This is a genomic window from Streptomyces sp. NPDC060027 (genome assembly GCF_042737005.1).
Classification (GTDB): Bacteria; Actinomycetota; Actinomycetes; order Streptomycetales; family Streptomycetaceae; genus Streptomyces.
Genome location: NZ_JBHWVI010000019.1, coordinates 1 through 23,216 on the forward strand (window position 1 = coordinate 1; position 23,216 = coordinate 23,216).

Here is a 23,216-nt window from a genome sequence, read left to right on the forward strand (position 1 = left end):
CAGGTGCCCACATGGGATGAGTGGAGATGGCGGGAATCGAACCCGCGTCCAACGGTGCAAAATCAGGGCTTCTCCGTGTGCAGTTCGCTGCGATTTTCTCAGCCCCGGTGATCACGCGAACAAGTCGCCGACGGGCTCAGTCACTGTTTGATTTCCCACCGAACCCCGTGACCGGGCTCGGTGGTTTAGTCCCCTAGATTATGCCAGGATCCGGGTCGGGAACACTCCCGGGCTGACACCCATTAAGGGTCCCTCACTCACTGCTTATTAGGCAGCGAGGGCGAAGGACTGGGAATCGCTCTTGGTATTGGCGATTATTTTTTGCGACATATGGTTTACGAGATCATTGCCGCTTCCTCGACACGCTTCCCCTGCTTCAACAGCCGCTGTCGAAACCGATCATCCCCATGTTGATTTTTCAAAGCTCGGCCCCTCCGAGGAGGAACCGGTTCGCACCCGCTGTGAGGTGCGTTGCCATCGTACGTGACCAACGCACGACGGTGCCAGCCTATTCCCGCGGGCCGGCCGTGCCGCCTTCCTGCGGTGCGGCCCCGCCCGCCGCTCTACTCGCCGCGCTGCTTCCGCTTGACCGCCGCGATCGCGCGGTCCGACTCGCGCCGGTCCTGCTTCTCGCGCAGGGTCTGCCGCTTGTCGTACTCCTTCTTTCCTCGGGCGAGCGCGATCTCCGCCTTCGCCCGGCCGTCCTTGAAGTACAGGGCGAGCGGGACGATCGTGTGACCCGTCTCCTGGGTCTTCGCCTCCAGCTTGTCGATCTCCTCGCGGTGCAGGAGGAGCTTGCGCTTGCGGCGCACGGTGTGGTTCGTCCAGGTGCCCTGGCTGTACTCCGGGATGTGGGCGTTGTGCAGCCACGCCTCGTTCCCGTCGATCTGGACGAAGCCGTCGGCCAGCGAGGCACGGCCCTGGCGCAGCGACTTCACCTCGGTGCCGGTCAGGACGAGCCCGGCCTCGTAGGTGTCGATGATCGCGTAGTCGTGCCGCGCCTTCTTGTTCTGCGCGACGATCTTGCGCTTGCCGTCCTTGGCCTTGCCGGAGCCCTGGCCGCCCTGCTTGGGCTGGGACTCCTTCGGTACGTACATTCCCTTGCTCATAGTGCTGGCCATTTTCGCACTACAGGGGGGCTCGAGGGAAAGCCGATTAACGGGCCCGGTCCCCGCGGGTCACGAAGGGTCCCCGAGCCCGCTCAGCACGGTCTCGGCCCGCTGCAGCGACTCCTTGTCCGCCTCCAGGTCGGGGGTGATGCCCCGGCCGTCGACGGAGCGCCCCGCGGGGGTGCGGTAGTGGCCGACGGTCAGCTCGGCCACGGAGCCGCCGGGCAGCCGGCTCGGCATCTGCACCGAGCCCTTGCCGAAGGTCCTGGAACCCACGACGACCGCGCGCCCGCGGTCCTGGAGGGCTCCGGTGAGCAGTTCCGCCGCGCTCATCGTGCCGCCGTCGACCAGCGCGACCAGGGGTCTGGTGGTGTCGCCGCCGGAGTCGGCGTGCAGGGCGCGCTGGGCGCCGTTCACGTCGTACGTGGCGACGAGGCCGCCGTCGAGGAAGGCGGAGGCGGCGGTGACGGCCTCGGTGACCAGGCCGCCCGAGTTGCCGCGCAGGTCGAGGACGATCCCGGCGCGGCCCGGCGCCCGGCCGACGGCGGACCGTACGGCGTCGCCCACGCCCTTGGTGAAGGCGTCGACCTTGATCATGGTGACATCGCCGGTGAGCCTTCTGACGGTCACGGAGTCCGTCGAGAGCCTGGCGCGGCGCAGGGTCCTGCTCCACGTCCGCGTGCCGCGCTCCAGGCCGAGGGAGACCTTCGTACCCGCGTCCGCGTCGTCCGCGTCGCCGCGCAGTAAGGAGACGACCTCGGTGACCGGCCGGCCGTCCACCTTCGCGCCGTCGACGGTGCGCAGCCGGTCGCCCTCGCGGATGCCCGCCGCGGCGGCGGGCGAGCCGGTCCGGACGCGGGTGACCTCGATCCGTCCGTCGCGCTCGCGGCGGGCCCACAGGCCGACGCCGGTGTACTGGCCGTCGAGGGCTTCCTCGAACTCCTCGTAGTCGCCCTGGGAGTAGACGGCGCCCCAGCGGTCGCCACTGCGGCTGACGGCGCGCGCGGCGGCCTCCATGGGGGACTTGCCGTCGGCCATCGCCCGGGCGGCGGCGTCGGTGACCTCGTCGTGGTGGCGTGCCGACGTCGAACGGGGCGTGCCGGCCTCGGTCTTCCGGTCGGAGTCGGAGAAGGACCCGGTCGCCGCTCCGGCGACGAGGACACTCGCGAACACCAATGTCAGGGCCGCCCCGCGGCGGATGCGGCGGGGCTCGCAGAACAGGTCACGGCCTGACATGCCGGTGAGTCTAGGACAACGCGAAGGGCCGCACCGCCGGTTGACGGTACGGCCCTCTTGGCATGCGTCACACCTTCAGGTACTTGCGCAACGCGAAGAACGCGGCCAGCGCGGGCATCAGCAGACTTGTCGCGAGGATGAGCGGGAGCTTGGTCAACACGGCGTCCCAGCCGATGAAGTTGATCAGGTTCAGCTTCTCGGACAGGGCCAGCCCGTGGTCGATGATGAAGTACCGGGCGATCAGCAGGAAGCCGCAGGCGACACCGCCGCCGATGAGTCCGGCGACCGCGGCCTCGGCGATGAACGGCGCCTGGATGTAGAAGCCGGAGGCGCCGACGAGGCGCATGATGCCGGTCTCACGCCGTCGGCTGAACGCCGAGACGCGCACGGTGTTGACGATCAGCATCAGCGCGACGACGAGCATCATCGCCATCACCGCGCGGGCCGCCCAGTTCATGCCGTTGAGGAGCCCGAAGAGGTTGTCCAGGATGCCCTTCTGGTCCTGCACGGACTGCACGCCGGCCCGGCCGTCGAAGGCGGTCGCGATGACCTGGTACTTCTCCGGGTCCTTCAGCTTGATCCGGTACGACTCCTGCATCTGGTCCGGCGTGAGGGAGCTGGCCAGCGGGGAGTCGCCGAACTGCTCCTTGTAGTGCTTGTACGCCTGGTCCGATGACTCGTAGGCGATCTTCTGGACGACCGTGGACATCTTGTCCAGGTCGGCGAGGATCTGCTTCTTCTGGTCGCTGGTCACCGCGCCCTTGGCGCAGTTGGGGTCGGACTCGGCGTCGCTCTTGTTGCAGAGGAAGATCGAGACGTTGACCTTGTCGTACCAGTAGCCCTTCATGGTGTTCACCTGGTCGCTCATCAGGAGCGAACCGCCGAACAGGGCGAGCGAGAGGGCGACCGAGACGACGACCGCGAAGGTCATGGTCAGGTTGCGGCGGAGACCTACACCGATCTCCGACAGAACGAACTGCGCGCGCATGGCGTCTTCCTCAGACCTTTCCGTGGACGATGATCAGTGCTGGTAGCCGTAGACGCCGCGTGCCTGGTCGCGGACGAGACGGCCCTGCTCCAGCTCGATGACGCGCTTGCGCATCTGGTCCACGATGTTCTGGTCGTGCGTCGCCATCAGGACCGTCGTGCCCGTCCGGTTGATCCGGTCGAGCAGTTTCATGATGCCGACGGAGGTCTGCGGGTCGAGGTTTCCGGTCGGCTCGTCGGCGATGAGGAGCTTGGGCCGGTTCACGAAGGCTCTCGCGATGGCCACACGCTGCTGCTCACCACCGGACAGCTCGCCGGGCATCCGGTCCTCCTTGCCGCCGAGGCCGACGAGGTCGAGCACCTGGGGCACGGACTTGCGGATCTCGCCGCGGGACTTGCCGATGACCTCCTGGGCGAAGGCCACGTTCTCGGCGACCGTCTTGTTGGGCAGGAGACGGAAGTCCTGGAACACGGTCCCCAGCTGGCGGCGCATCTGCGGCACCTTCCAGTTGGAGAGGCGCGCGAGGTCCTTGCCCAGGACGTGCACCTGACCGTGACTGGTCCGCTCCTCGCGGAGGATCAGCCGCAGAAAGGTGGACTTTCCGGAGCCGGAGGACCCCACGAGGAACACGAATTCTCCGCGCTCGACCTCCAGGGAGACATCCCTGAGAGCGGGGCGGGTCTGCTTGGGGTAGACCTTGGAGACGTTGTCGAATCGGATCACGGATGCACCACGGGTCGCCGGGGGTAGGTGTGCGTGACCATACGCGAACCGGGTGTGCAAGCGCAGTCGGCGTACGGGGTTGCGCGAGGGTTGCACGTTTTGTCACGGATCTGAGGTGCGTTTCACCTCTGATCGGAGCGGCTGACGGCTGTCCGGGCGGGGCAGGATAAGGCGAGCCGCGCCGAAATCCGCGGAACCTGGCACAGTGGTAGGGGAACGGTTGCGTTCCCCGCAGCGTTAAGAGAGCGACGCGTACGCGAGAACGGTGCGTACGCGGAGACGGCGCAAGGAGGGCCAGCGCATGACGTACGACCGATTGGTATGCGCTAACTGCGCGTCGCCCGTCAGCGAGGGCCGCTGCCGCGTGTGCCGCGCGAACCGGGAGCGGCTCCAGCAGGAGAGCCCCTTCGCCGGATTGAACCCCATGGCACTGATCGCCCTGCTCGCGGTACTGATCGCGGCGCTGGCGCTGGTGGCCCACCAGACGGTGTGAGAGCCACGCGGACGGCGCGGAGGCGCCGGACCGCCCCTGACACGGGAAGGGCCCGGAGCGAGCTGCTCCGGGCCCTTCGTCGTGCGTGTGTGCGTCAGGCGGCGGCACCACCGCGGCCGCCCGCGAGGCGCGGCAGCAGGCGGAAGCCGATACCGCCGGCGATCATCGTGGCGGCACCGATGATCAGGAACGTGGTCTGACCCGCACCCGTCTCGGCCAGCTCGCCGTCGTTGCTGCCCTGGGCGGTGGTCTCCGAGCCCGTGTCGGTGAGGGCCGAGGAGCCCTCCTCCTGGGTGGAGGAGCCACCGTCGGCGTCGTTGTCGTTGCCGCTGCCACCCGTGCCGCCGGTGCCGGCCTCGGAGGGCGCGGAGCTGGGCTCCTCGGTCGTCTCGCCGGGGTCCGGGTCCTCGGTGGGCTGAGTCGGCTCCTCCGTGGGCTCCGTGGGCTCCGTGGGCTCCTCGGTGGGCTCGGTCGGCTCCTCCGTGGGCTCCGTGGGCTCCTCGGTGGGCTCGGTCGGCTCCCCGGTGGGCTCGGTCGGGATGCCGGTGTCGGTGGGCGTCGGGGTCGGGTCGTCGCCGTCCACGCTGATGCCGACATTGAGGTCGAGTGCCGAGGCGGCGCCCGCCGCGGTCAGCGAAGCACCTGCGGCAATCACCGCACCGGCGGCTATCCGCGCCACGCGGATCCGCGTCTTCTTGGTCATCTGCCTGCTACCCCCAGTAGCTGATCGTCAATGGAGCAGCGCCCGGGGCCACGGCGTCACAGGCGGCGTCGCTGGGCCCCCCGGTTCACATGCGCCCCGATGATTACGCATGCCACGCGTCACCCTTCCCAGTTTTCAAAGCATCGTCAAGGTCGTTGCGTACGCGATGTCCGGAACAACATCGTTTGCCTGCCGTGCGGACCTGTGACTGTGACATAAAACCCAGACAACCCCTACAACAAAGGCAACTGCCGTCCGGTGGACGGCAGTTGCCTTGTCGACAAAGAGGTTTTCGGAAGGGTGGAAATCGTCCGCCCGTACCGCGCTTCTCGCGCGTCTACTTCTCCTGCTGCTTGCGCCAGCGAATTCCGGCCTCGAGGAAGCCGTCGATCTCGCCGCCGAACACGGCCTCGGGGTTGCCGACTTCGAACTCGGTGCGCAGGTCCTTGACCATCTGGTACGGGTGCAGGACGTACGAACGCATCTGGTTTCCCCAGGAGTTGCCGCCGTCGCCCTTGAGGGCGTCCATCCTGGCCTGCTCCTCCTGCCGGCGCCGCTCCAGGAGCTTGGCCTGCAGAACGTTCATGGCCGAGGCCTTGTTCTGGATCTGCGACCGCTCGTTCTGGCACGAGACGACGATGCCCGTGGGGAGGTGGGTCAGACGCACCGCGGAGTCCGTGGTGTTGACGCCCTGACCGCCGGGACCGGAGGACCGGTACACATCGATCCGGAGCTCCGACTCGTCGATCTCGAGGTGGTCGGTCTGCTCGACGACGGGCAGGATCTCGACACCGGCGAAGGAGGTCTGGCGGCGCCCCTGGTTGTCGAAGGGCGAGATGCGCACCAGCCGGTGCGTGCCCTGCTCCACCGAGAGCGTGCCGTAGGCGTACGGGACGTGGACGGCGAAGGTGGTGGACTTGATGCCCGCCTCTTCCGCGTACGAGGTCTCGTAGAGCTCCGTCTTGTAGCCGTGGCGCTCCGCCCAGCGGAGGTACATGCGCTGGAGCTTCTCGGCGAAGTCGGAGGCGTCGACGCCGCCGGCCTCGGCACGGATGGTGACGACGGCTTCGCGGGAGTCGTACTCGCCGGACAGGAGCGTGCGGACCTCCATCTCGTCCAGCGCCTTCTTGACGGCGACGAGCTCGGTGTCGGCCTCGGCACGGGTGTCCGGGTCGTCCTCCTCCTCGGCCATCTCGAAGAGCACGCTCAGATCGTCGATACGCCCGCGGAGCGCCTCGGCCTTCCTGACCTCCGCCTGGAGGTGGCTCAGCTTGCTGGTGATCTTCTGCGCCTCGTCCGGGTCGTCCCACAGGGACGGCGCGGCCGCCTGCTCCTCGAGCACGGCGACATCTGCCCTCAGCTTGTCGAGGTCCAGGACGGCCTCGATCGACTCCATGGTCGAGGAGAGGGACTTGAGCTCTTCGGAAACATCGACGACTGCCACGCCTCCAGCGTAACGGCTACGGCAACCGGGGCCCGCCCCTCACCCCCGAGGGGCCTCCGCCCTCCCCCGGTGCCGTGACTCCGCCCGCCGGGGACCTCCGTCGGCTCCGGGGGTCACGGGGAGGCCGGGGCCGAGTTCTTCGTGTCCCGCGGGGTCGCGTCGGCGTCGTCGCCGGAGGTGGCGAGCCAGGTGCCGACGCCCACCGCGGCGACGAGGGCGATCGCCGCCGTACCCAGGGTGATCCGCCGTCGGCGGGCGGAGGCGCGGTGCCGGGCGGATCCCGGACGGGGCGCTCCCGCGGCCCGGGGCGCCCGGGCGGTGCCCCGGGCCCCGCCGGCCAGCTCGTCGGGCGCGGGCACCCGCATCGAGGTGTGCGTGTCCCGGTTCGAGTCCGGCGCGGCGCCGGGCACGAGCGGTACGGCGCCACGCCGCACCCGGGCGGCGGCGGGCTCGGCCGGCTCCGCGGTCTCCTCGTATTCCTCGTCCTCGGACTCCGCGTCCGGCGAGTCCACGTCCAGCGGGGGCATCCCGGCCAGCAGCGGCAACTGCTCCCGCAGGCGCGCGCCCAGCTCGGAGGCCCGCAGCCGCGACGCGGGCGCCTTGGCCAGGCACTGCACGATCAGCTGCCACAGCTCGTCCGGGATGCCGGGGAGCGGGACCACGGTCTCCGTGACGTGGCGGCGCAGGACCGCGCCGGGGTGTCCGCCCCCGAAGGGCGTGAACCCGGCGAGCAGTTCGTAGAGCACGGTCGCCAGCGCGTAGATGTCGACGGCGGCGCGCGGCGGCAGGCCCTCGATGATCTCGGGCGCCAGGTAGTCCGGCGTGCCGATGATCTTCGTGGCCCGGGTCCGGCGCGGCGAGTCGATGAGCTTGGCCACACCGAAGTCGGTCAGGAGGGCCGGGTGGGAACCGCCGGGGCCGAGCGGGCCCTGCATGTCGAGCAGGACGTTCTCGGGCTTCACGTCACGGTGGACGACCCCGGCGGCGTGCGCGGCCGCGAGTCCGTCCGCGACGTCGGCGACGATCGCGACCGCGGCCTCGGGGGCGAGCCGGCGCTCCCGGTCGAGCCGGGTGCGCAGGTCGGTGCCCCGTACGAGGTCCATGACGAGGGCGAGGTCGTTGCCGTCCACGACCAGGTCGCGCACCGCCACCACGTGGGGATGGTCGAGACCGAGCAGTGCGGTGCGCTCCTGCACGAAGCGCCCCACGAGCTCCTGGTCGGACGCGAGGTCCTCGCGCAGCAGCTTGATGGCGACGGGCCCCTCGGGTCCCTCGCCCAGCCACACCGTGCCGGCGCTCCCCCGCCCCAGGATCTGGTTCGCGGTGTACCGGCTGCCGATCTTGCGTGCCAAGACTGCTCCTACAGACGCGTGTTGCCGCTTAAAGTACGCGCCCGAGGAGCCAACCTTCACTCCCGAGACCGAAATCACCCGTCAGGTATCGACAAATCCCCAGAGTCAGTTGCCCGAGGGGCTGTTTGCGCCGAGTTCCCCGATCCAGTCGCTCACGTCGTTGTACCAGTGGGTCAGCTGGCCCCAGAAGGACCTGGTCGAGCCGATCCAGTCCTGAAGAGGACTGAATTCCCAGACCAGCCAGCCGGCGACGAACAGGATGACGATCGTGAACAGGCACCCCTTGAGGCAGCCGAGCCCCGGGATCTTCATGGGGTTGGAGCTGCGCTGACGGGGCTCGCGCGGCTGACGCGGCGCGGGCTGCTGGGGCCGCTGCGGCTCGGGCGCGTACCGCTGCGGCTGGGGCTGCTGCTGGGGCGCGGGGGCGTAGCGCTGCGGCTGCTGGTGCTGCGGCGCGTACTGCTGCGGCTGTTGCTGCTGCGGATATCCGTATCCGGGCGGCGGCTGCTGGCCCTGCTGCGGACGCTGCCGCTGGGGCTGCTGCTGCGGCCTGGCGACCTGCCGCTGGGGGCGGCGGCGCAGCGGGTCCTCGTTCGGGTCGAGGTACTGGACCTGCGTCTGTTCGTTGCGGTCGCGGGCCGCGCGGAGCTGGTTCTGCCAGGGGTGCGGGTCCTCGCCCTGTCCGCCCGGCTGGTGCGGGGGCACCGGCGGCATCACGGCGGTCGGGTCGGCCGCGCCGCGGTTCGGCAGCACGGAGGTGGCGTCGGCGGCGCCGGAGGTGTGCGGCAGCACGCTGGTCGCGCCGTACGGGTCGTAGGAGCCCGCGTTGTGGGGCAGCACCTGGGTGGGGTCGGCCGCGCCGGGCATGTCCGGGACGGGTGCCGGGGCCGGGTCGGGGGCGAGCAGGGCGCCCACGCCCTCGGCCGCGGCGATCTGCGCGGCGTTCGCGTGCACCCCGACGCCCGCGGCGACGGCGCGCAGCGCGCGGGCGAGGTTCTCGGCGCTGGGCCGCTCGTCAGGGTTCTTGCGCAGGCAGCGCTCTATGACGGTCCACAGCGGGTCCGGCACGGTCGAGGGGCGGCGCGGTTCGGCGCTCAGGTGCTGGTGCAGCACTTCGAGGGCGGACCCGCCGGCGAACGGCGGGCGCCCGGTGACCAGCTCGTACATCAGGATGCCGGCGCCGTAGATGTCGACGGCGGACGTCTGCGGGCGCCCCTCGGCGGACTCCGGCGCGACGTACGCGGGCGTGCCGACGAATTCGTGGGTGCGGGTCAGGCCCGGGGAGTCGGCGAGCCGGGCGATGCCGAAGTCGGTCAGCATCGGGTGCATGCCGCCGGCGTCCTGCTTGAGCAGGACGTTCGCGGGCTTCAGGTCGCGATGCACGACGCCGTCGGCGTGGCTGGCGGCGAGCGCGTCGGCGACCTGGGCGGTCAGGAGGGAGGCGGCGACGGGCGAGAACGGCCCGTTCTCGCGCAGATAGCGGTGCAGGTCGGGCCCGTCGATCAGGTCCATGACCAGGGCGAGGAGATCGCCTTCGACGACGAGGTCGCGTACGCGCACGATGTTCGGGTGGGTCAGGCGCAGCAGCACCGACCGCTCCCGCAGGAACCGCATCACGATGTCCGCGTCGCTTGCGAGCTCTTCCTTCAGGACCTTGATCGCCACGGTCTCGCCGGGCTGCCCGGCGACGGCCGCCTCGGCGCCCGCGGTCTCCCGCTGGCGGGCTCGCCAGACCGTGCCTGTGGCGCCGCGCCCCAGCGGCTCCTCAAGGAGGTACTTGCTCCCTACCGGCCGCACGTCATGCGCTCCCTGTTGCTTGCTTGCCTGGTCCGACCACCGTGATCACCGTGGTACAGGTGTTCCGACCCACTGTAGTGCCGCCGTACGCGGCACCGGGCTGTCGTCTTCGTGTACTTCCCCATAGGTCCCATGCGCGCCTGTGGTCCGCATAAGCGCTTACGTACGCGTTCCCGTACATGTTCGACAGGAAGACGCCCGAAAGACGCTCGCTCATGTTCGACGGAAAGACGCTCAGTCCGGTCACTTGGTTGCCGCGGGGCGGGCGTGACCGATCTCAAGCGGACAGCGGGCGGGCACTGGTCAGGCACTTTTACGGGCAGAGCCGACCAATCAAGATCACTTACGGGTGGGGGGCGGGCGTGTTGTCGGTGGCAGGTGCGAGGATGCCTCCAGTACTGGCCGACGTGCCCGTGTGCGGTGGGGGAGATCTGCGGTGGGGGACCGCAGCGCAGCCTCGTCCTCGTCGCGGACACCTGCGCGGAAGGGACCCCGGACGGCGATGCAGATCCGGCTGACCGTCGTAGACCCGCTGGGCCCGCACTCGGAGCCGCGGGGGCGAGCCACGGCCTGCGATGTGCTGGTCACCGCGCCCGCCGGGACGGCGCTGGCCGCGGTCGCGTCGGGGCTGGCCGCGGCGGTCGGGGGGAGCGGGGGCACCTCCCAGGGCGAGCGGGGCCGTGAGCCCGGCGGAGGCCAGATCGTGCTCTACGCGGGCACGGAGCGGCTCGACGCCCAGCGCTGCACCCTCGGCGAGCCGCCCCTGACCGACGGCGCCGTGCTGTGCCTCGGCGCACCCGCCGAGCCGGGTCCCGACCTGGACGATGTCTCCACCCAGCTGCACGTGGTCGCGGGCCCCGACGCCGGCGGGGTCCACCTGCTGCACGGCGGCCAGATCCGCATCGGCCGCTCCGCGGACGCCGACGTGCCCCTGGACGACCCCGACGTGTCCCGCCTGCACTGCGCGGTCACCGTCACTCCCGAGGGCCGCGTCTCGGTCGCCGACATCGGCTCCACGAACGGCACGACACTCGACGGCTCCCGCGTGGGCAGCCGCCCGGTCCGCCTCACCGAGGGCGCGCTGCTGCGCGTCGGCGAGTCCGCCCTGCGCCTCGCGCCGCCCGGAGGACCGGGCGCCGTACGGACGGCACCGGACGGCGAGGGCCATGTACGGGTGCAGGCCGGGGCGGCCGAGGAGGGCGCGTTCGGAGTCGCCGGGTCCGGCGACCGGGCGGGCGCGGGCACCGCCGCCCGCACGGACGCCACCCCCGCGCCGACGGCCGGTTCCCCTTCGAACGGCTCGCGCGGCGGATCGGCCACCGAGCCGAGCGCCCAGGCCTCCTTCTCTTCGCAGACCTCCGCACCGGGCGCCCCCCATCCGCACGGCGCCGTGCCCCACGCGCGCGGGGAGAGCGCCACCCTCGCGCAGAGGGGCGCCCTCCCTCCCGCGGGCGAGACGCATCACGCCTACGGGACCTCGGAGTGGGGTGCCTCCGGTGGCGGCGTCCCCGGGGCGCTGGAACACGGACGGGCGGTGCCCCCGGCCGTGCCGGAGCAGGGCGGGGCACCCCGGATCGAGAACAGGCCGCGCGGCGGGGCGGCGGACGGCGGCTCAGCCCCCGGCGCGTCCCCGCACGGGGCGGGTCGCCCGGACGGACCCGCGGGAACTCCCGAAGGACGGGCCGGGACGGAGGCAGCGGGGACCTTCGGCACCGGGGCCTCCGACGCGTCCGGCTTCGACGGACCGGGCATCCCGGGCGCGCGCAAAGGCACGCCGACCCGGGGCACGGACATCCCGGCGGGGGTGCGCAGGCGGGGCGGCATCGGCGCGTGGGCCCGGCGGCTGACCGGCGGCCGCGGAGAGCCGGCGGGGACCGCGCGGGAGGCGTACGACGACGGAACCGTCGCGGTGGAGGAGTCCCTTCCCGCCGTGCGGCGGTCGCCCGAGAGCTGGCCCGACCCGGCGACCCTGCTGCTCACCGCGCTGGGACCGGGTCCCCGGCTGTGGGAGCGGGGCCCCGGACACCCCGAGGCACTGACGGTGCGTCTGGGCACGGCCGACCGGGCCGCACCGGACGGCTCGGGCCTGCTCCCGGCGGTGCCGGTGACCGCCGGGCTGCGGGAGGTCGGCTCACTGGGCCTGGCCGGACCACGCGCGCGTCTCGCGGGGCTGGCCCGCGCGGTCGTCGCCCAGCTCGCCGCGCTGCACTCCCCCGACACCCTGGAAATCGTCCTCATCAGCACGGACCGCGCCCGCACGGTGGAGGAACGCGGCTCCGAGTGGTCCTGGCTCGGCTGGCTCCCCCATCTGCGCCCCGCCCACGGCCAGGACTGCCGTCTCCTCCTCGCGTACGACCGCGAACAGGCGGCGGCGCGCACCGACGAACTCCTGCGCCGCCTGGAGGACCACCTCGCGGAGACCGAGGGCGCACCGGGCGGCCGGGGCGCACGGTCCATAGGCGCCGGAGCGACGGTTCCGGCCGCCCGCTCCGGGACGCACGACGACGGCGAGCGCGCCGGCGACGGCGGTCCGCGGGGCGCGGTGCGGCGGCCCGCCTGGGCACGGACCGAGGACACGGACGCCGGCTACGACGGCCCGTACACGGTGGTCGTCGTGGACGGGGACCCCGGAGGCGCCGACGTACGGGAGGCCGTGGTGCGCCTCGCGCACGAGGGCTCACGGGCCGGAATCCATCTGGTGTGCCTCGCCGAGACCGCGGCGGCGTCGCCCGCGTCGCCGGTGACGGACACCTACGAAGCCGCCTGCCAGGCCTCGCCGGCGTTCCGTGAGTGCGGGGCGGTGGCGCTGCTCAGCGGGGACGTGGCCACGGCACTGCGGTTGATGCGGGTCGCACCGGGCGGGACCGGCGAACCCGCCCCGGAGGCGGCGCCGGACGCCGGGTCCCACGGTGGCCCCGACCGCACCGGAGCGGGTCCGGCCGGGCATGCGCGCTCGGGGCCGTCGCACTCCGGCTCCCGGCACGAGGGATCCACCCACACGGGCATTCCTCGTCCCGGAGCCGGTGGCGGAACCGGTCACGCCGCCGCGCCGCGCGCGGGCCGTGCCTCCGGTGGCGCCGGGCAGCTGCCGCGCGGCCCCGTGGGGCATGGCACCGTCGCCGCCGTGGACGCCGTGTCGGTCGCCTGGGCCGAGCGGTTCGCCCGCGCCCTCGCGCCGCTGCGGACGGACGCAGCGCACGGGGACCGTCACGCGCGCGTGTCCGCACCGCTGCCTCACATGGCGCGCCTGCTCGACGAGTTGGGGCTGGCGCGGGCCACCCCCGCCTCCCTGATGGCGCGTTGGGCGGATGCCGCGGACGACACCGAGGCGTTCGGCGGACGGGCCCGGGCCGTCCTCGGCGCGGGCCCGCGCGGACCCGTCGCCGTCGACCTGCCCGTCGAGGGCCCGCACCTGCTGATCGAGGGCCCGCCGGGCAGCGGCCGTACGGAACTGCTGCGCTCGGTGGCCGCGTCCCTCGCCGCCGCCGAACGGCCCGACCGGCTCGGGATCATCCTGCTGGACGGACGCGACGGCACGGGAGGCCACGGCGCGGGGAACGGCGGGGAAGGGCTTCAGGTCTGCACGGACCTGCCGCATGTCACCACGCACCTGACGGCCAACGACCCCGTGCGGATGCGGGAGTTCGCCCAGTCCCTGAGCGCCGAGCTTAAGCGGCGGTCCGAACTGCTGGGCCGGCTCGGCTTCGCGGAGTGGCACGCCGGGCGGGCGGCGTCCGGCCGGATCGTGTCGCAGCGCTCGGCCGGCACCTCGTCGAGCGGGACCTCGTCCCTGGGGGCCTCGGACCTCGACTCACCACCCAGCTCGACCATGCGGCTGCGGCCGGCCGCCGCACGGCAGCGGATCGAGCCGGGGCCGGCGCTGGCCCGGCTGGTCGTGGTCGTCGACGACCTGGACGCCCTGCTGTCACCGTCGTTGGGGTCCCCGGGGCGTCCCGCGGCCGGTTCGGTCGTACGGGCGCTGGAGGCCGTCGCCCGGGAAGGGGACCGGCTCGGGGTGCACCTCGTGGCGTCGTCCGGGGCCGGCGGCCGTACGGCGGGATCGGAACTGGCGCGTTCCGCCGCGTTGCGCGTCACCCTCGACACACCGTCGCCCGGACCGGAGGAACCCGCTCCCGGGCGGGGCCGGCTGCTCCGCCCTGACGGCCGGGAGACCCCCTTCCAGGGCGGCCGGGTCACGGGACGCATCCCCCGCACGGCCACGCTCCGCCCCACGGTCGTCCCGCTGGAGTGGCAGCGCATGGGCGACCCGCCGGCCCGCCGCCCGGTCCGCGAGCTGGGCAACGGACCCACGGACCTGGCCCTGCTCGCCAGCGCCCTGGAGCGTGCCGCGCGTTCCGTCTCCGCGACCGAGGTGCCGTCTCTGCTGTAGCCCGCGCGGCGCGAGTCTCGGTTCGGCCCCGGGCGCCATGCCCCGGGGCCGACACAGGCGCAGCCCCGGCGCGGCCGCTCACGGCGCGCGTCTCGTTCGGCCCCGGCGTCTCCGCCTGGGGGTCGACACAGGAGCAGTTGCGGCGCGGCCGGGGCGCAGCCCCCGGGCGGCCGCTCGCGGCGCGCGTCTCGTTCGGCCCGGGCGCCACCGCCCCGGGGCCGACACAGGCGCAGCCCCGGCACCGCGGGCAGCCCCAGCGGGGCCGCTCGGCGGCACCCCGGCGCGGCGCGGCTCGGTGCTCAGCGGCAGCCGCGGCGCGGCTCGGTGCTGTCGTTGGCCGTGGCCCGACGCGCCGCGAAGTGGAGCGGGCCGCCGCCGCCGCGCGGCCCGGCCGCCCTCCGGATCGCCCCGTCGGCGCCCTTCACCTTCGGTGACCCGACGTCACGACCCAATCACGATCGCTCACTTGACAGTACCGGCGGTCTTGCCGCCCCCGAGTGACCGGGCGTAGACCAGAGCGCACGGGACAACCGCTCGGACGTTCGACGAAGAACGAAGAACGGGGCAGTGATGCGCAGCAATCCTCATATACGCAGGTCGCCCAATCACTCCACGCACCGCTCGCGCAGGGCCGCGCAGGCCGCCGCGGCCGCCGTCGTCGCAGGCGCTCTCACGCTCACCGCGTGCGGCGGCGACGGTGACAAGGACAAGGGGAACGACAACGGCAAGGGCACGGAGAGCAGCGGCACCGGCGCGGGCTCCGTCGCCCTCCCCAAGCTCGACGGCGCCACTCTGGAAGTCGCCGCCGTGTGGACAGGCGCCGAACAGGCCAACTTCAAGAAGGTGCTGGCGGAGTTCGAGAAGCGCACGGGCGCGAAGGTCACCTTCGTACCGGCGCAGGACCCGATCATCAACTTCCTCGGTTCGAAGATCGCGGGCGGTGCGCCGCCGGACGTCGCGCTGCTCCCGCAGGTCGGCGCGATCAAGCAGGCCGTCGACAAGAAGTGGGCCAAGCCCGTCGGCGCGGACGCGCAGGCGCAGTTGACGAAGAACTACGCGCAGGGCTGGCAGGACCTCGGCAAGGTCGACGGCAAGCAGTACGCCGTCTACTTCAAGGCCGCCAACAAGTCGCTGGTCTGGTACAACACCAAGGTCTTCGAGAACGCGGGGGCCAAGGAACCCAAGACCTGGAAGGACTTCCTGACCGCCGCGCAGACGGTCTACGACTCCGGTGTCACCCCCGTCTCGGTCGGCGGCGCCGACGGCTGGACGCTCACCGACTGGTTCGAGAACATCTATCTCTCCCAGGCGGGACCGGAGAAGTACGACCAGCTCGCCCAGCACAAGATCAAGTGGACGGATCCGTCCGTGAAGGACGCGCTGACCACGCTCGCCCAGGTGTGGGGCAACAAGAACTACATCGCGGGCGGCCCGGACGGCGCGCTCCAGACGGAGTTCCCGGCGTCCGTGACGCAGACGTTCACCGGCGGCGACCAGCCCAAGGCGGGCATGGTCTTCGAGGGCGACTTCGTGGGCGTCAACATCGCGGAGACCAAGGCGAAGATCGGCACGGACGCGAAGGTGTTCCCGTTCCCGGCCGTGGGTGACAAGGCGCCCGTGGTGAGCGGCGGCGACGCGGCCGTCCTGCTCAAGGAGTCCGAGGCGGGCCAGGCGCTGCTGACCTTCCTCGCCTCGCCCGACGCGGCGACGATCTGGGCGAAGCTCGGCGGCTATCTCTCGCCGAACAAGAGCGTGGCCGATTCCGCCTATCCGAACGCCGTTCAGCAGTCCATGGCCAAGGCGCTGATCGCGGCCGGCGACGACTTCCGCTTCGACATGTCCGACCAGGCCCCCCAGGCCTTCGGCGGAACGCCCGGCAAGGGCGAGTGGAAGGACCTCCAGGACTTCCTGAAGAACCCGAAGGACGTGGCGGGGACGCAGGCGAAGCTCGAATCGGACGCCGCAGCCGCCTACAAGGGCTGATCCGGCGATGACGTCGGCAACGGCCGGAGGCACCGCACCGGTGCCTCCGGCCCGTACGCGCAAGAGCGTGACCGGTACCCGCAGGACCGTGGTGGCGCTCTTCCTGCTGCCCGCCCTGGTGCTGCTCGGCGCGCTCGTGGTCTACCCGATCGGGTATTCGGTCGTCCGCAGCCTCTACGACCAGTCGGGCGACGGGTTCGCCGGACTCGACAACTACAAGGAGCTGTTCACCGACGACGGCATCCGCACCGCGCTGAAGAACAACGTCATCTGGGTGGTGTTCGCCCCGACCGTCGCGACCGCGCTGGGGCTGGTCTTCGCGGTGCTCACCGAACGGGTGCGCTGGGGAACGGCGTTCAAGCTGGTCGTCTTCATGCCGATGGCGATCTCGATGCTCGCGGCGGGCATCATCTTCCGGCTGGTGTACGACCAGGACCCGGACAAGGGCGTCGCGAACGCGGTGTGGGTGGGGGTGCACGACACCTTCGCCTCCTCGTCGGCGTTCCCGAAGGCCCACCTGGGCCGGCAGTCGCCCCTGGAGGCCGAGAAGGGCGGCTTCATCACCCGGGGGGCCGTGCACACGGGGCAGTCCGTCACCGTCCCGCTCGTCGGTGTCGCCCCGGACCAGATGCCGGACAGCGCCGAGAGGGCCGTTCAGGCCGGGCCCGAGCGCGGCAAGGTCACCGGCACGGCCTGGCAGGACTTCACCCGCGGCAAGGGCGTGGGGAGACTCGGGCAGGTCGACCCGGGCGAGCTGGGCTACTCCGGGATGCGGATCGAGGCGGTCAGGGACGGCAGGGTCGTCGACTCGGCGAAGGTCGGCGACGACGGCACGTTCACGCTCTCGGACAAGGCGGACGGGGCCCGGCTGCGGCTCCCGGCGAGCAACTTCAAGGAGCCGTACAACGGCCTCGACTGGCTCGGCCCGTCCCTGGTCACCCCCGCGATCATCGGCTCGTACATCTGGATGTGGGCCGGGTTCGCGATGGTGCTGATCGCGGCGGGTCTGGCCGGTGTGCCGCGCGAACTCCTCGAGGCGGCCCGGGTCGACGGGGCCAACGAGTGGCAGGTGTTCCGCAGGGTCACGGTGCCGCTGCTCGCGCCGGTCCTCGCGGTGGTCGCCGTGACGCTGATGATCAATGTGCTGAAGGTCTTCGACCTGGTCTTCATCATCGCGCCGGGCTCCTCCCAGGACGACGCCGACGTGCTGGCCCTGGAGCTGTACCGCAAGGGCTTCTCGGAGGGCCGGCCGGGCGTCGCGAGCGCCATCGCGGTGTTCCTGCTCCTGCTCGTGATCCCGGTGATGCTCTTCAATGTGCGCAGGCTCAGGCGGGAGGTGCGGCGATGACCACGCAGGCCGGACGTCTGACGGAGACGGCACCCGCCACGGCGGTGGACCGGGCCGGGCCCTCGCTCGGTTCACGGCTCGCGAGCGGTGTCAGCAGCGGCGTCGTCCGCGTCTTCCTGCTGCTCGTCGGCCTGTTCTGGCTGGTGCCGACGATCGGGCTGCTGCTGTCCTCGCTGCGCAGGCCGGAGGACATGAACGCGAGCGGCTGGTGGAAGGTCCTGAGTGAGCCCTCGCAGCTCACGGTGGACAGCTACCAGAAGCTCCTGGAGAACGGCGACATCACCGACTCGCTGCTCAACACGGTGCTGATCACCGTGCCGGCGACCCTCCTGGTCGTCGTCATCGGCTCGCTCGCGGGCTACGCCTTCGCCTGGATGGAGTTCCCGGGCCGGGACTGGTGGTTCCTCGGTGTGGTGGGGCTGTTGGTCGTGCCGGTGCAGGTGGCGCTGATCCCGATCGCCGAACTCTTCGGGAAGATCGGCGTCTTCGGGTCGATCACCGGCGTGGTCCTGTTCCACGTCGGATACGGCCTGCCCTTCGCGGTGTTCCTGCTGCGGAACTTCTTCGCGGAGATCCCGAGGGAGCTCCTGGAGGCGGCCCGGCTGGACGGCGCGGGTGAACTGCGCCTGTTCGTACGGGTCGTGATGCCGCTCGGCGGGCCCGCGATCGCCTCGCTGGGCATCTTCCAGTTCCTGTGGGTCTGGAACGACATGCTGGTCGCGCTGGTCTTCTCCGACGCGGGGAGCCAGCCCATCACGGTCGCGCTCCAGACGCAGGTACGCCAGTTCGGCAACAACATCGACGTACTGGCGCCGGGTGCCTTCATCTCGATGGTGATCCCGCTGGCCGTGTTCTTCGCGTTCCAGCGGCAGTTCGTGTCCGGGGTGATGGCGGGCGCGGTCAAATAAGCCGATTTCAGCGGCGTTCGAGGGGCCGTCCGGACACCGGGCGGCCCCTCGGCGTTCACCGGGCATCCCCCGTATGCCACATCTGGCGTAACCAAGTCACCCCTTCGGCCGTTCCCGGGCAGGTATGCCCGCGCCGACCCATGGATGTCCCTTGCCCAGGTTCAGTGTCATCGTCCCCGCGTACAAGGTTCAGGCGTACCTGCACGAGTGCCTCGAATCCGTGCTCGGACAGTCGTACCCGGACCTTGAGCTCATCGCGGTCGACGACTGTTCACCCGACGCCTGCGGGGCGATCATCGACGAGTTCGCGGCCCGCGACGCCCGCGTGCTCCCCGTGCACCTTCCGGAGAACGTGGGACTCGGCCGGGCCCGCAACGCCGGTCTCGAACGGGCCACCGGGGACTACCTGATCTTCCTGGACAGCGACGACAGCCTCACCCCGGACGCGCTGCACGCGATCGCCGACCGGCTGAAGGAGACCGACGAACCGGACGTCCTGGTCTACGACTACGCGCGCACGTATTGGTCGGGCGACGTCGTACGCAACCAGGTCTCGGCGCAGCTGACCGAGGAGGGACCCGCGCCGTTCCGGCTCGAGGAGCGGCCCGGACTGCTCCGGCTGCTGATGGTGGTGTGGAACAAGGCGTACCGCCGGGAGTTCGTCGAGCTCGCGGGCCTCGCCTTCCCGCCCGGGTACTACGAGGACACGCCTTGGACCTATCCGGCGCTGATGTCCGCCGAGACGATCGCCACCCTCGACCGGGTCTGCGTGCACTACCGCCAGCGGCGGCACGGCAGCATCCTCGGCACCAGCAGCCGTAAGCACTTCGACGTCTTCGCGCAGTACGACCGTGTCTTCGCGCACGTCGACGCGCACCCGGAGCTGGACCGGTGGCGCCCGGTGCTGTTCCGGCGCATGGTCGACCACCTCTCCACGGTGTTCGTGAAACGAGGGCGGCTGCCGCGCGGCGCGCGCGCCGAGTTCCTGCGCAAGGCCCGCGCGTACTACCGCCGTTACCGTGTCCCGGGCTGCGTGCCGGCCGGCGGCGGTGCCCGGCTGCGGCACGCACTGGTCAGGTTCGGCGCGCATCGCACGTACCGCCTGCTCTCCTTCCTGTCGCGGACACGGAAGAGAGCCGTGCGGCTGGCCTCCGGGCTGCTGCGCGGGGCTCGGGGGGCGGCGCTCCAGTTCCACTACCGCGTGCAGCTCCGTCTCCCGCTGCGCGCCGACCGGGCCGTCTTCTCCAGTTACTGGGGCCGGGGCCACGGCTGCAATCCGGGGGCTCTGGAGTCGGCGTTCCGCACGTTCGCGCCGCATGTCCGCACGGCGTGGATCGCGCACCTCGAACACCACCACACCGTCCCGGCCGCGACGCGCCGGGTGCGGCCCGGCACGGCCGGGTACTGGACGGCGCTCGCCCGTTCCAAGTACCTGGTGAACAATGTCAACTTCGACCGGCGGCTGGTCAAGCGGCCCGGCCAGATCATGATCCAGACGCAGCACGGGACGCCGCTCAAGCGCATGGGCCTCGACCTCCAGGACCGCCCGGCCGCCGCGCGCGGCACCGACTTCGCCGAGCTGCTGCGCAGCACCGACAAGTGGGACTACTGCCTGTCCGCCAACCGCCACTCCACGCTGGTCTGGGAGCGCGCCTTCCCCTCCTCGTACACGACGCTGGAGTACGGGACGCCGCGCAACGACGTGTTCCAGAAGGCGACTTCGGCCGACGTGGCCCGGTTGCGCGAGACGCTCGGCATCCCGGCGGGCGCGATCGCCGTGCTGTACGCGCCGACCTACCGGGACTACCGGAGCGGCCTGCACGGCACCCTGGACCTGGACCGCGTGCTGCGCCGACTGGGCCCGCGCTTCGTGGTGCTGACCCGCGCCCACCCCACGTACGGGACTCCGCTCCCGGACACCGCGGGCGGCCGGGTCATCGACGTGTCCGGCCATCCGAGCGTCGAGTCGCTGTGCCTCGCCTCGGACGCGCTGGTCACGGACTACTCGTCCCTGATGTTCGACTACGCGGGCCTGGACCGGCCGATCGTCGTCCACGCGGACGACTGGGAGGCGTACGAGGCGGCCCGTGGCACCTACTTCGACCTGCGCGCCTTCCCGCCGGGTGCGGTGGCGCGCACCGAGGACGAGCTGATCGACATCTTCGCCACCGGTCACTGGCGCGGCTCGCGCTCGTCGCAGCGGCGGGCCGCCTTCCGTGAGCGGTTCTGTCCGTACGACGACGGGCGCGCCGCCGAGCGCGTCGTACGGCGGGTGGTGCTCGGCGAGACGGCCGGTCTGCCGCCGTTCGTCCCGTTCGCCGAGCGCCACCCGGTCCCGTCGGCCGCGGCGGCCCTCCCCCGCGCCGGCTCCGCCCCACCGGAGGGGGCGCCGGCCACCGCGCCCCGCACGGCCGTTCCGGCTCCGGGTGGTGCCGTTCCCCTGACCGAGACCCTCTGAACCGGAGTCCGCGTGCCCTCCAGCCCGTCGCGGCCCACGCCCACCCGGCCCACCACCTGGCGGCCGACCGGGCGCCCCGGGCGATGAACCGCCCGTTCGGCGCCTCTTGAGAGAAAGAGCAGAATGCCCCGCTTCAGCGTCATCGTGCCCACCTTCGGAGTCGCCGGGCACCTGGCCCGCGCGCTGGACTCGGTCCTGACCCAGTCCTTCGGCGACGTCGAGCTGATCCCGGTCTGCGACGCGCCGGACTCCCCGGCCGCGGCGGTCGCCGCCGCCTACGCCGCGCGGGACCCCCGGGTGACCCCGGTCCATTCGCCGCCCTCGGGCGGGCTGAGCGGGGCGCGCAACACCGGGATCGCGGCGGCGACCGGCGACTACCTGCTCTTCCTCGACGGCGACGACGACCTGGTGCCGGGCGCGCTGGGCGCCCTGGAGGCGGGACTCCCGGCCGGCGTGGACGTCCTCTATTTCGGCCATCAGCGGGTGCACTGGTGGGAGGGCGAGCCGAGCACACCGCCGCTCGACAAGGCCCCGGAGGTCCTCGGCGCGCACGTCCCGGCGTGGAGCGCCGCCTACCGCCGCGGCTTCCTCACCGAGCACGGGCTCACCTTCCCCGAGGGTCATTTCACGGACGCGGGCTGGGGCGGCCTGGTGACGGTGGCGGCCGAGCGGTCGGCCCTGCTGCGCACGGTCTGCGTACGGCACCACCTGCGCCGCCAGGGCAGCCGGCTCAACGCGCCGGGCGAGCACCACTTCGAACTCCTCGACCAGGTCGAGCGGGTCCTCACCCGGGTGTCGGAACAGACCGTGCCCGCGGCCCGGTCGAAGGCGCTGTTCGGTCAGCTCTTCACCCTGGTCCTGAAGACGGCGGCCCACCCCGCCCGGGTGCCCGCGCGCCGCCGACGCGCCTTCTTCCGCCGGGCGGGCACGCTCTATCGACGCCACCGCCCGGCCGGGTTCCGGGCGCCGACGGGCAGTCTCGGGGTGCAGCACCGGCTGCTCGCGGTCGGCGCCTACGGCGCGTTCCGCGCGCTGCGCGGCGCGAACCGGGCCGCCGCCGGGGTGGTCCGGCGGATGCCGCGCCCGAGGATGCTGCGCACCCGCGCGCGCTACGCCGCCCAACTGCGCCGCCCCCTCGACGAGAACCTCGCGGTGTACTGCGCGTACTGGGGCCGCGGCTACGCCTGCAACCCGGCCGCGATCCACGCCAAGGCCCGCGAACTCGCCCCGCACATCCGCTCGGTGTTCCTGGTCGAGCCGGAGGCGGTGGCGGCGCTGCCGAAGGACGTCGAGCACGCGGTGATCGGCAGCCGGCGCGCCTGGGAGGTGCTGGCCCGCGCCAAGTACCTCGTCAACAACGCCAACTTCGCGGACGGGGTGGTCAAACGCCCCGGCAGCGTGCACGTCCAGACCCAGCACGGGACGCCGCTGAAGAAGATGGGCGTCGATCAGTCGACGTATCCGGTGGTGGCCGCCGCGTCCGGCAGCTTCACCAAGCTGCTGTCCCGGGTGGACCGCTGGGACTACAACCTCTCCTCCAACCGGCACTCCACCCAGATGTGGGAGCGGGCCTTCCCCGGCGCCTACGAGGCCCTGGAGTACGGCTATCCGCGCAACGACGTCTTCTGCACGGCGACCGCCGAGGACGTGGCCCGGGTCCGCGAGCGGCTCGGGGTGCCCGAGGGCAGGACGGCGCTGCTGTACGCGCCCACGCACCGCGACTACAGCACCGGCTTCGAGGCACGGCTCGACCTGGAGGCCTTCTGCGAGGAGATCGGCGAGGAGTTCGTCGTCCTGCTGCGCGCCCACTACTTCTACGACGAGGGCCGCGTGCGGAGCGACGGCCGGATCATCGACGTGACCGGGCACCGGTCCTCCGAGGACGTGTGCCTGGCCGCCGACGCGCTGATCACGGACTACTCGTCGATCATGTTCGACTACGCCAACCTCGACCGCCCGATCGTCGTGTACGCGGACGACTGGGAGGTCTACCGGGAGACGCGGGGCGTCTACTTCGACGTGATGGAGGAGCCGCCGGGCCGGGTGGCGCGCACCCCGGGCGAGCTGGCCGGCCTCTTCACGGACGGTTCGTACGCCGACACGGCCGCGGCGGACCTGCGGGCCCGGTTCCGTGAGCGCTTCTGCCAGTTCGACGACGGCAGGGCCGCCGAGCGGGTCGTGCGCAGGGTGCTGCTGGGCGAACCCCCCGAGGCGATCCCGCCCGTCCTGCCGCTCGCCGAACGTGTCCCGGCTCCCGCCGCGTCCACCCTCGTAAGGAGCTGAC

Annotated in this window: 15 protein-coding genes and 1 other RNA gene; 7 read left to right on the forward strand and 9 right to left on the reverse strand. The window is 72.0% G+C overall.

Annotation, left to right across the window (positions count from 1 at the left end):
- Nucleotides 1–18: 18 nt before the first annotated feature.
- The 5 genes from ssrA to ftsE all read right to left on the reverse strand — a co-directional run bounded on the left by ssrA (nucleotide 19) and on the right by ftsE (nucleotide 4,056).
- Nucleotides 19–407: a transfer-messenger RNA gene (gene ssrA / locus ACFWBT_RS07475) on the reverse strand.
- Nucleotides 408–563: 156 nt separating this feature from the next.
- Nucleotides 564–1,109 (reverse strand): SsrA-binding protein SmpB, encoded by a 546-nt coding sequence (smpB, locus tag ACFWBT_RS07480; RefSeq protein WP_385697065.1) that lies wholly within the window; start codon nucleotides 1,107–1,109, stop codon nucleotides 564–566.
- A gap of 69 nt (nucleotides 1,110–1,178) precedes the next feature.
- A complete protein-coding gene (locus tag ACFWBT_RS07485) occupies nucleotides 1,179–2,345 on the reverse strand; it encodes a S41 family peptidase (protein ID WP_385697067.1) in 1,167 nt (388 codons plus the stop codon).
- 67 nt (nucleotides 2,346–2,412) lie between these two features.
- On the reverse strand, nucleotides 2,413–3,333 hold the full coding sequence (ftsX, locus tag ACFWBT_RS07490) for a permease-like cell division protein FtsX (RefSeq protein WP_385697069.1): 921 nt from the start codon (nucleotides 3,331–3,333) through the stop codon (nucleotides 2,413–2,415).
- A 33-nt stretch (nucleotides 3,334–3,366) separates the two neighbouring features.
- Complete coding sequence (gene ftsE / locus ACFWBT_RS07495) at nucleotides 3,367–4,056, reverse strand: cell division ATP-binding protein FtsE (protein ID WP_266759363.1); 690 nt, start codon at nucleotides 4,054–4,056, stop codon at nucleotides 3,367–3,369.
- A 301-nt stretch (nucleotides 4,057–4,357) separates the two neighbouring features.
- Between ftsE and ACFWBT_RS07500 the strand changes: the two genes are divergently transcribed.
- Nucleotides 4,358–4,549, forward strand: coding sequence for a hypothetical protein (locus tag ACFWBT_RS07500; protein WP_385697072.1), 192 nt, complete (start codon nucleotides 4,358–4,360; stop codon nucleotides 4,547–4,549).
- 94 nt (nucleotides 4,550–4,643) lie between these two features.
- Here the strand turns inward: ACFWBT_RS07500 and ACFWBT_RS07505 are convergent, their stop codons facing one another.
- The 4 genes from ACFWBT_RS07505 to ACFWBT_RS07520 all read right to left on the reverse strand — a co-directional run bounded on the left by ACFWBT_RS07505 (nucleotide 4,644) and on the right by ACFWBT_RS07520 (nucleotide 9,845).
- Nucleotides 4,644–5,252 (reverse strand): hypothetical protein, encoded by a 609-nt coding sequence (locus tag ACFWBT_RS07505; protein ID WP_385697074.1) that lies wholly within the window; start codon nucleotides 5,250–5,252, stop codon nucleotides 4,644–4,646.
- 337 nt (nucleotides 5,253–5,589) lie between these two features.
- Nucleotides 5,590–6,696 (reverse strand): peptide chain release factor 2, encoded by a 1,107-nt coding sequence (prfB, locus tag ACFWBT_RS07510; protein ID WP_385697076.1) that lies wholly within the window; start codon nucleotides 6,694–6,696, stop codon nucleotides 5,590–5,592.
- Nucleotides 6,697–6,809: 113 nt separating this feature from the next.
- The gene (locus ACFWBT_RS07515; protein ID WP_385697078.1) at nucleotides 6,810–8,048 is read right to left on the reverse strand and encodes a serine/threonine-protein kinase; all 1,239 of its coding nucleotides are present in this window, start codon (nucleotides 8,046–8,048) and stop codon (nucleotides 6,810–6,812) included.
- 105 nt (nucleotides 8,049–8,153) lie between these two features.
- Nucleotides 8,154–9,845: a serine/threonine-protein kinase gene (locus tag ACFWBT_RS07520; protein WP_385697079.1), complete on the reverse strand. Its 1,692-nt coding sequence runs from the start codon at nucleotides 9,843–9,845 to the stop codon at nucleotides 8,154–8,156.
- A gap of 502 nt (nucleotides 9,846–10,347) precedes the next feature.
- Here ACFWBT_RS07520 and ACFWBT_RS07525 point away from each other — a divergent pair.
- From ACFWBT_RS07525 to ACFWBT_RS07550, 6 genes are all read left to right on the forward strand, one after another.
- On the forward strand, nucleotides 10,348–14,235 hold the full coding sequence (locus ACFWBT_RS07525; protein WP_385697081.1) for an FHA domain-containing protein: 3,888 nt from the start codon (nucleotides 10,348–10,350) through the stop codon (nucleotides 14,233–14,235).
- A gap of 570 nt (nucleotides 14,236–14,805) precedes the next feature.
- The gene (locus ACFWBT_RS07530; RefSeq protein WP_385697083.1) at nucleotides 14,806–16,218 is read left to right on the forward strand and encodes an ABC transporter substrate-binding protein; all 1,413 of its coding nucleotides are present in this window, start codon (nucleotides 14,806–14,808) and stop codon (nucleotides 16,216–16,218) included.
- A 7-nt stretch (nucleotides 16,219–16,225) separates the two neighbouring features.
- Nucleotides 16,226–17,566 (forward strand): carbohydrate ABC transporter permease, encoded by a 1,341-nt coding sequence (locus ACFWBT_RS07535; RefSeq protein ID WP_385697085.1) that lies wholly within the window; start codon nucleotides 16,226–16,228, stop codon nucleotides 17,564–17,566.
- Nucleotides 17,563–18,474, forward strand: a complete 912-nt coding sequence (locus ACFWBT_RS07540) for a carbohydrate ABC transporter permease (RefSeq protein WP_385697087.1) — start codon at nucleotides 17,563–17,565, stop codon at nucleotides 18,472–18,474. Before ACFWBT_RS07535 ends, ACFWBT_RS07540 begins: the two co-directional genes overlap by 4 nt.
- A gap of 151 nt (nucleotides 18,475–18,625) precedes the next feature.
- Nucleotides 18,626–20,932, forward strand: a complete 2,307-nt coding sequence (locus ACFWBT_RS07545; RefSeq protein WP_385697089.1) for a CDP-glycerol glycerophosphotransferase family protein — start codon at nucleotides 18,626–18,628, stop codon at nucleotides 20,930–20,932.
- A 123-nt stretch (nucleotides 20,933–21,055) separates the two neighbouring features.
- Complete coding sequence (locus tag ACFWBT_RS07550; RefSeq protein ID WP_385697091.1) at nucleotides 21,056–23,215, forward strand: CDP-glycerol glycerophosphotransferase family protein; 2,160 nt, start codon at nucleotides 21,056–21,058, stop codon at nucleotides 23,213–23,215.
- Nucleotide 23,216 lies beyond the last annotated feature (1 nt).

What these genes read in the sequence shown, in the direction of transcription:
- ACFWBT_RS07525 (WP_385697081.1), top strand. Translation starts at nt 10,348, where the DNA reads ATGCAGATCCGGCTGACCGTCGTAGACCCGCTGGGCCCGCACTCGGAG.
- ACFWBT_RS07505 (WP_385697074.1), bottom strand. Translation starts at nt 5,252, where the DNA reads ATGACCAAGAAGACGCGGATCCGCGTGGCGCGGATAGCCGCCGGTGCG.
- ACFWBT_RS07485 (WP_385697067.1), bottom strand. Translation starts at nt 2,345, where the DNA reads ATGTCAGGCCGTGACCTGTTCTGCGAGCCCCGCCGCATCCGCCGCGGG.
- ACFWBT_RS07500 (WP_385697072.1), top strand. Translation starts at nt 4,358, where the DNA reads ATGACGTACGACCGATTGGTATGCGCTAACTGCGCGTCGCCCGTCAGC.
- ACFWBT_RS07530 (WP_385697083.1), top strand. Translation starts at nt 14,806, where the DNA reads ATGCGCAGCAATCCTCATATACGCAGGTCGCCCAATCACTCCACGCAC.
- ACFWBT_RS07550 (WP_385697091.1), top strand. Translation starts at nt 21,056, where the DNA reads ATGCCCCGCTTCAGCGTCATCGTGCCCACCTTCGGAGTCGCCGGGCAC.
- ACFWBT_RS07540 (WP_385697087.1), top strand. Translation starts at nt 17,563, where the DNA reads ATGACCACGCAGGCCGGACGTCTGACGGAGACGGCACCCGCCACGGCG.
- ACFWBT_RS07535 (WP_385697085.1), top strand. Translation starts at nt 16,226, where the DNA reads ATGACGTCGGCAACGGCCGGAGGCACCGCACCGGTGCCTCCGGCCCGT.
- ftsX (WP_385697069.1), bottom strand. Translation starts at nt 3,333, where the DNA reads ATGCGCGCGCAGTTCGTTCTGTCGGAGATCGGTGTAGGTCTCCGCCGC.
- smpB (WP_385697065.1), bottom strand. Translation starts at nt 1,109, where the DNA reads ATGAGCAAGGGAATGTACGTACCGAAGGAGTCCCAGCCCAAGCAGGGC.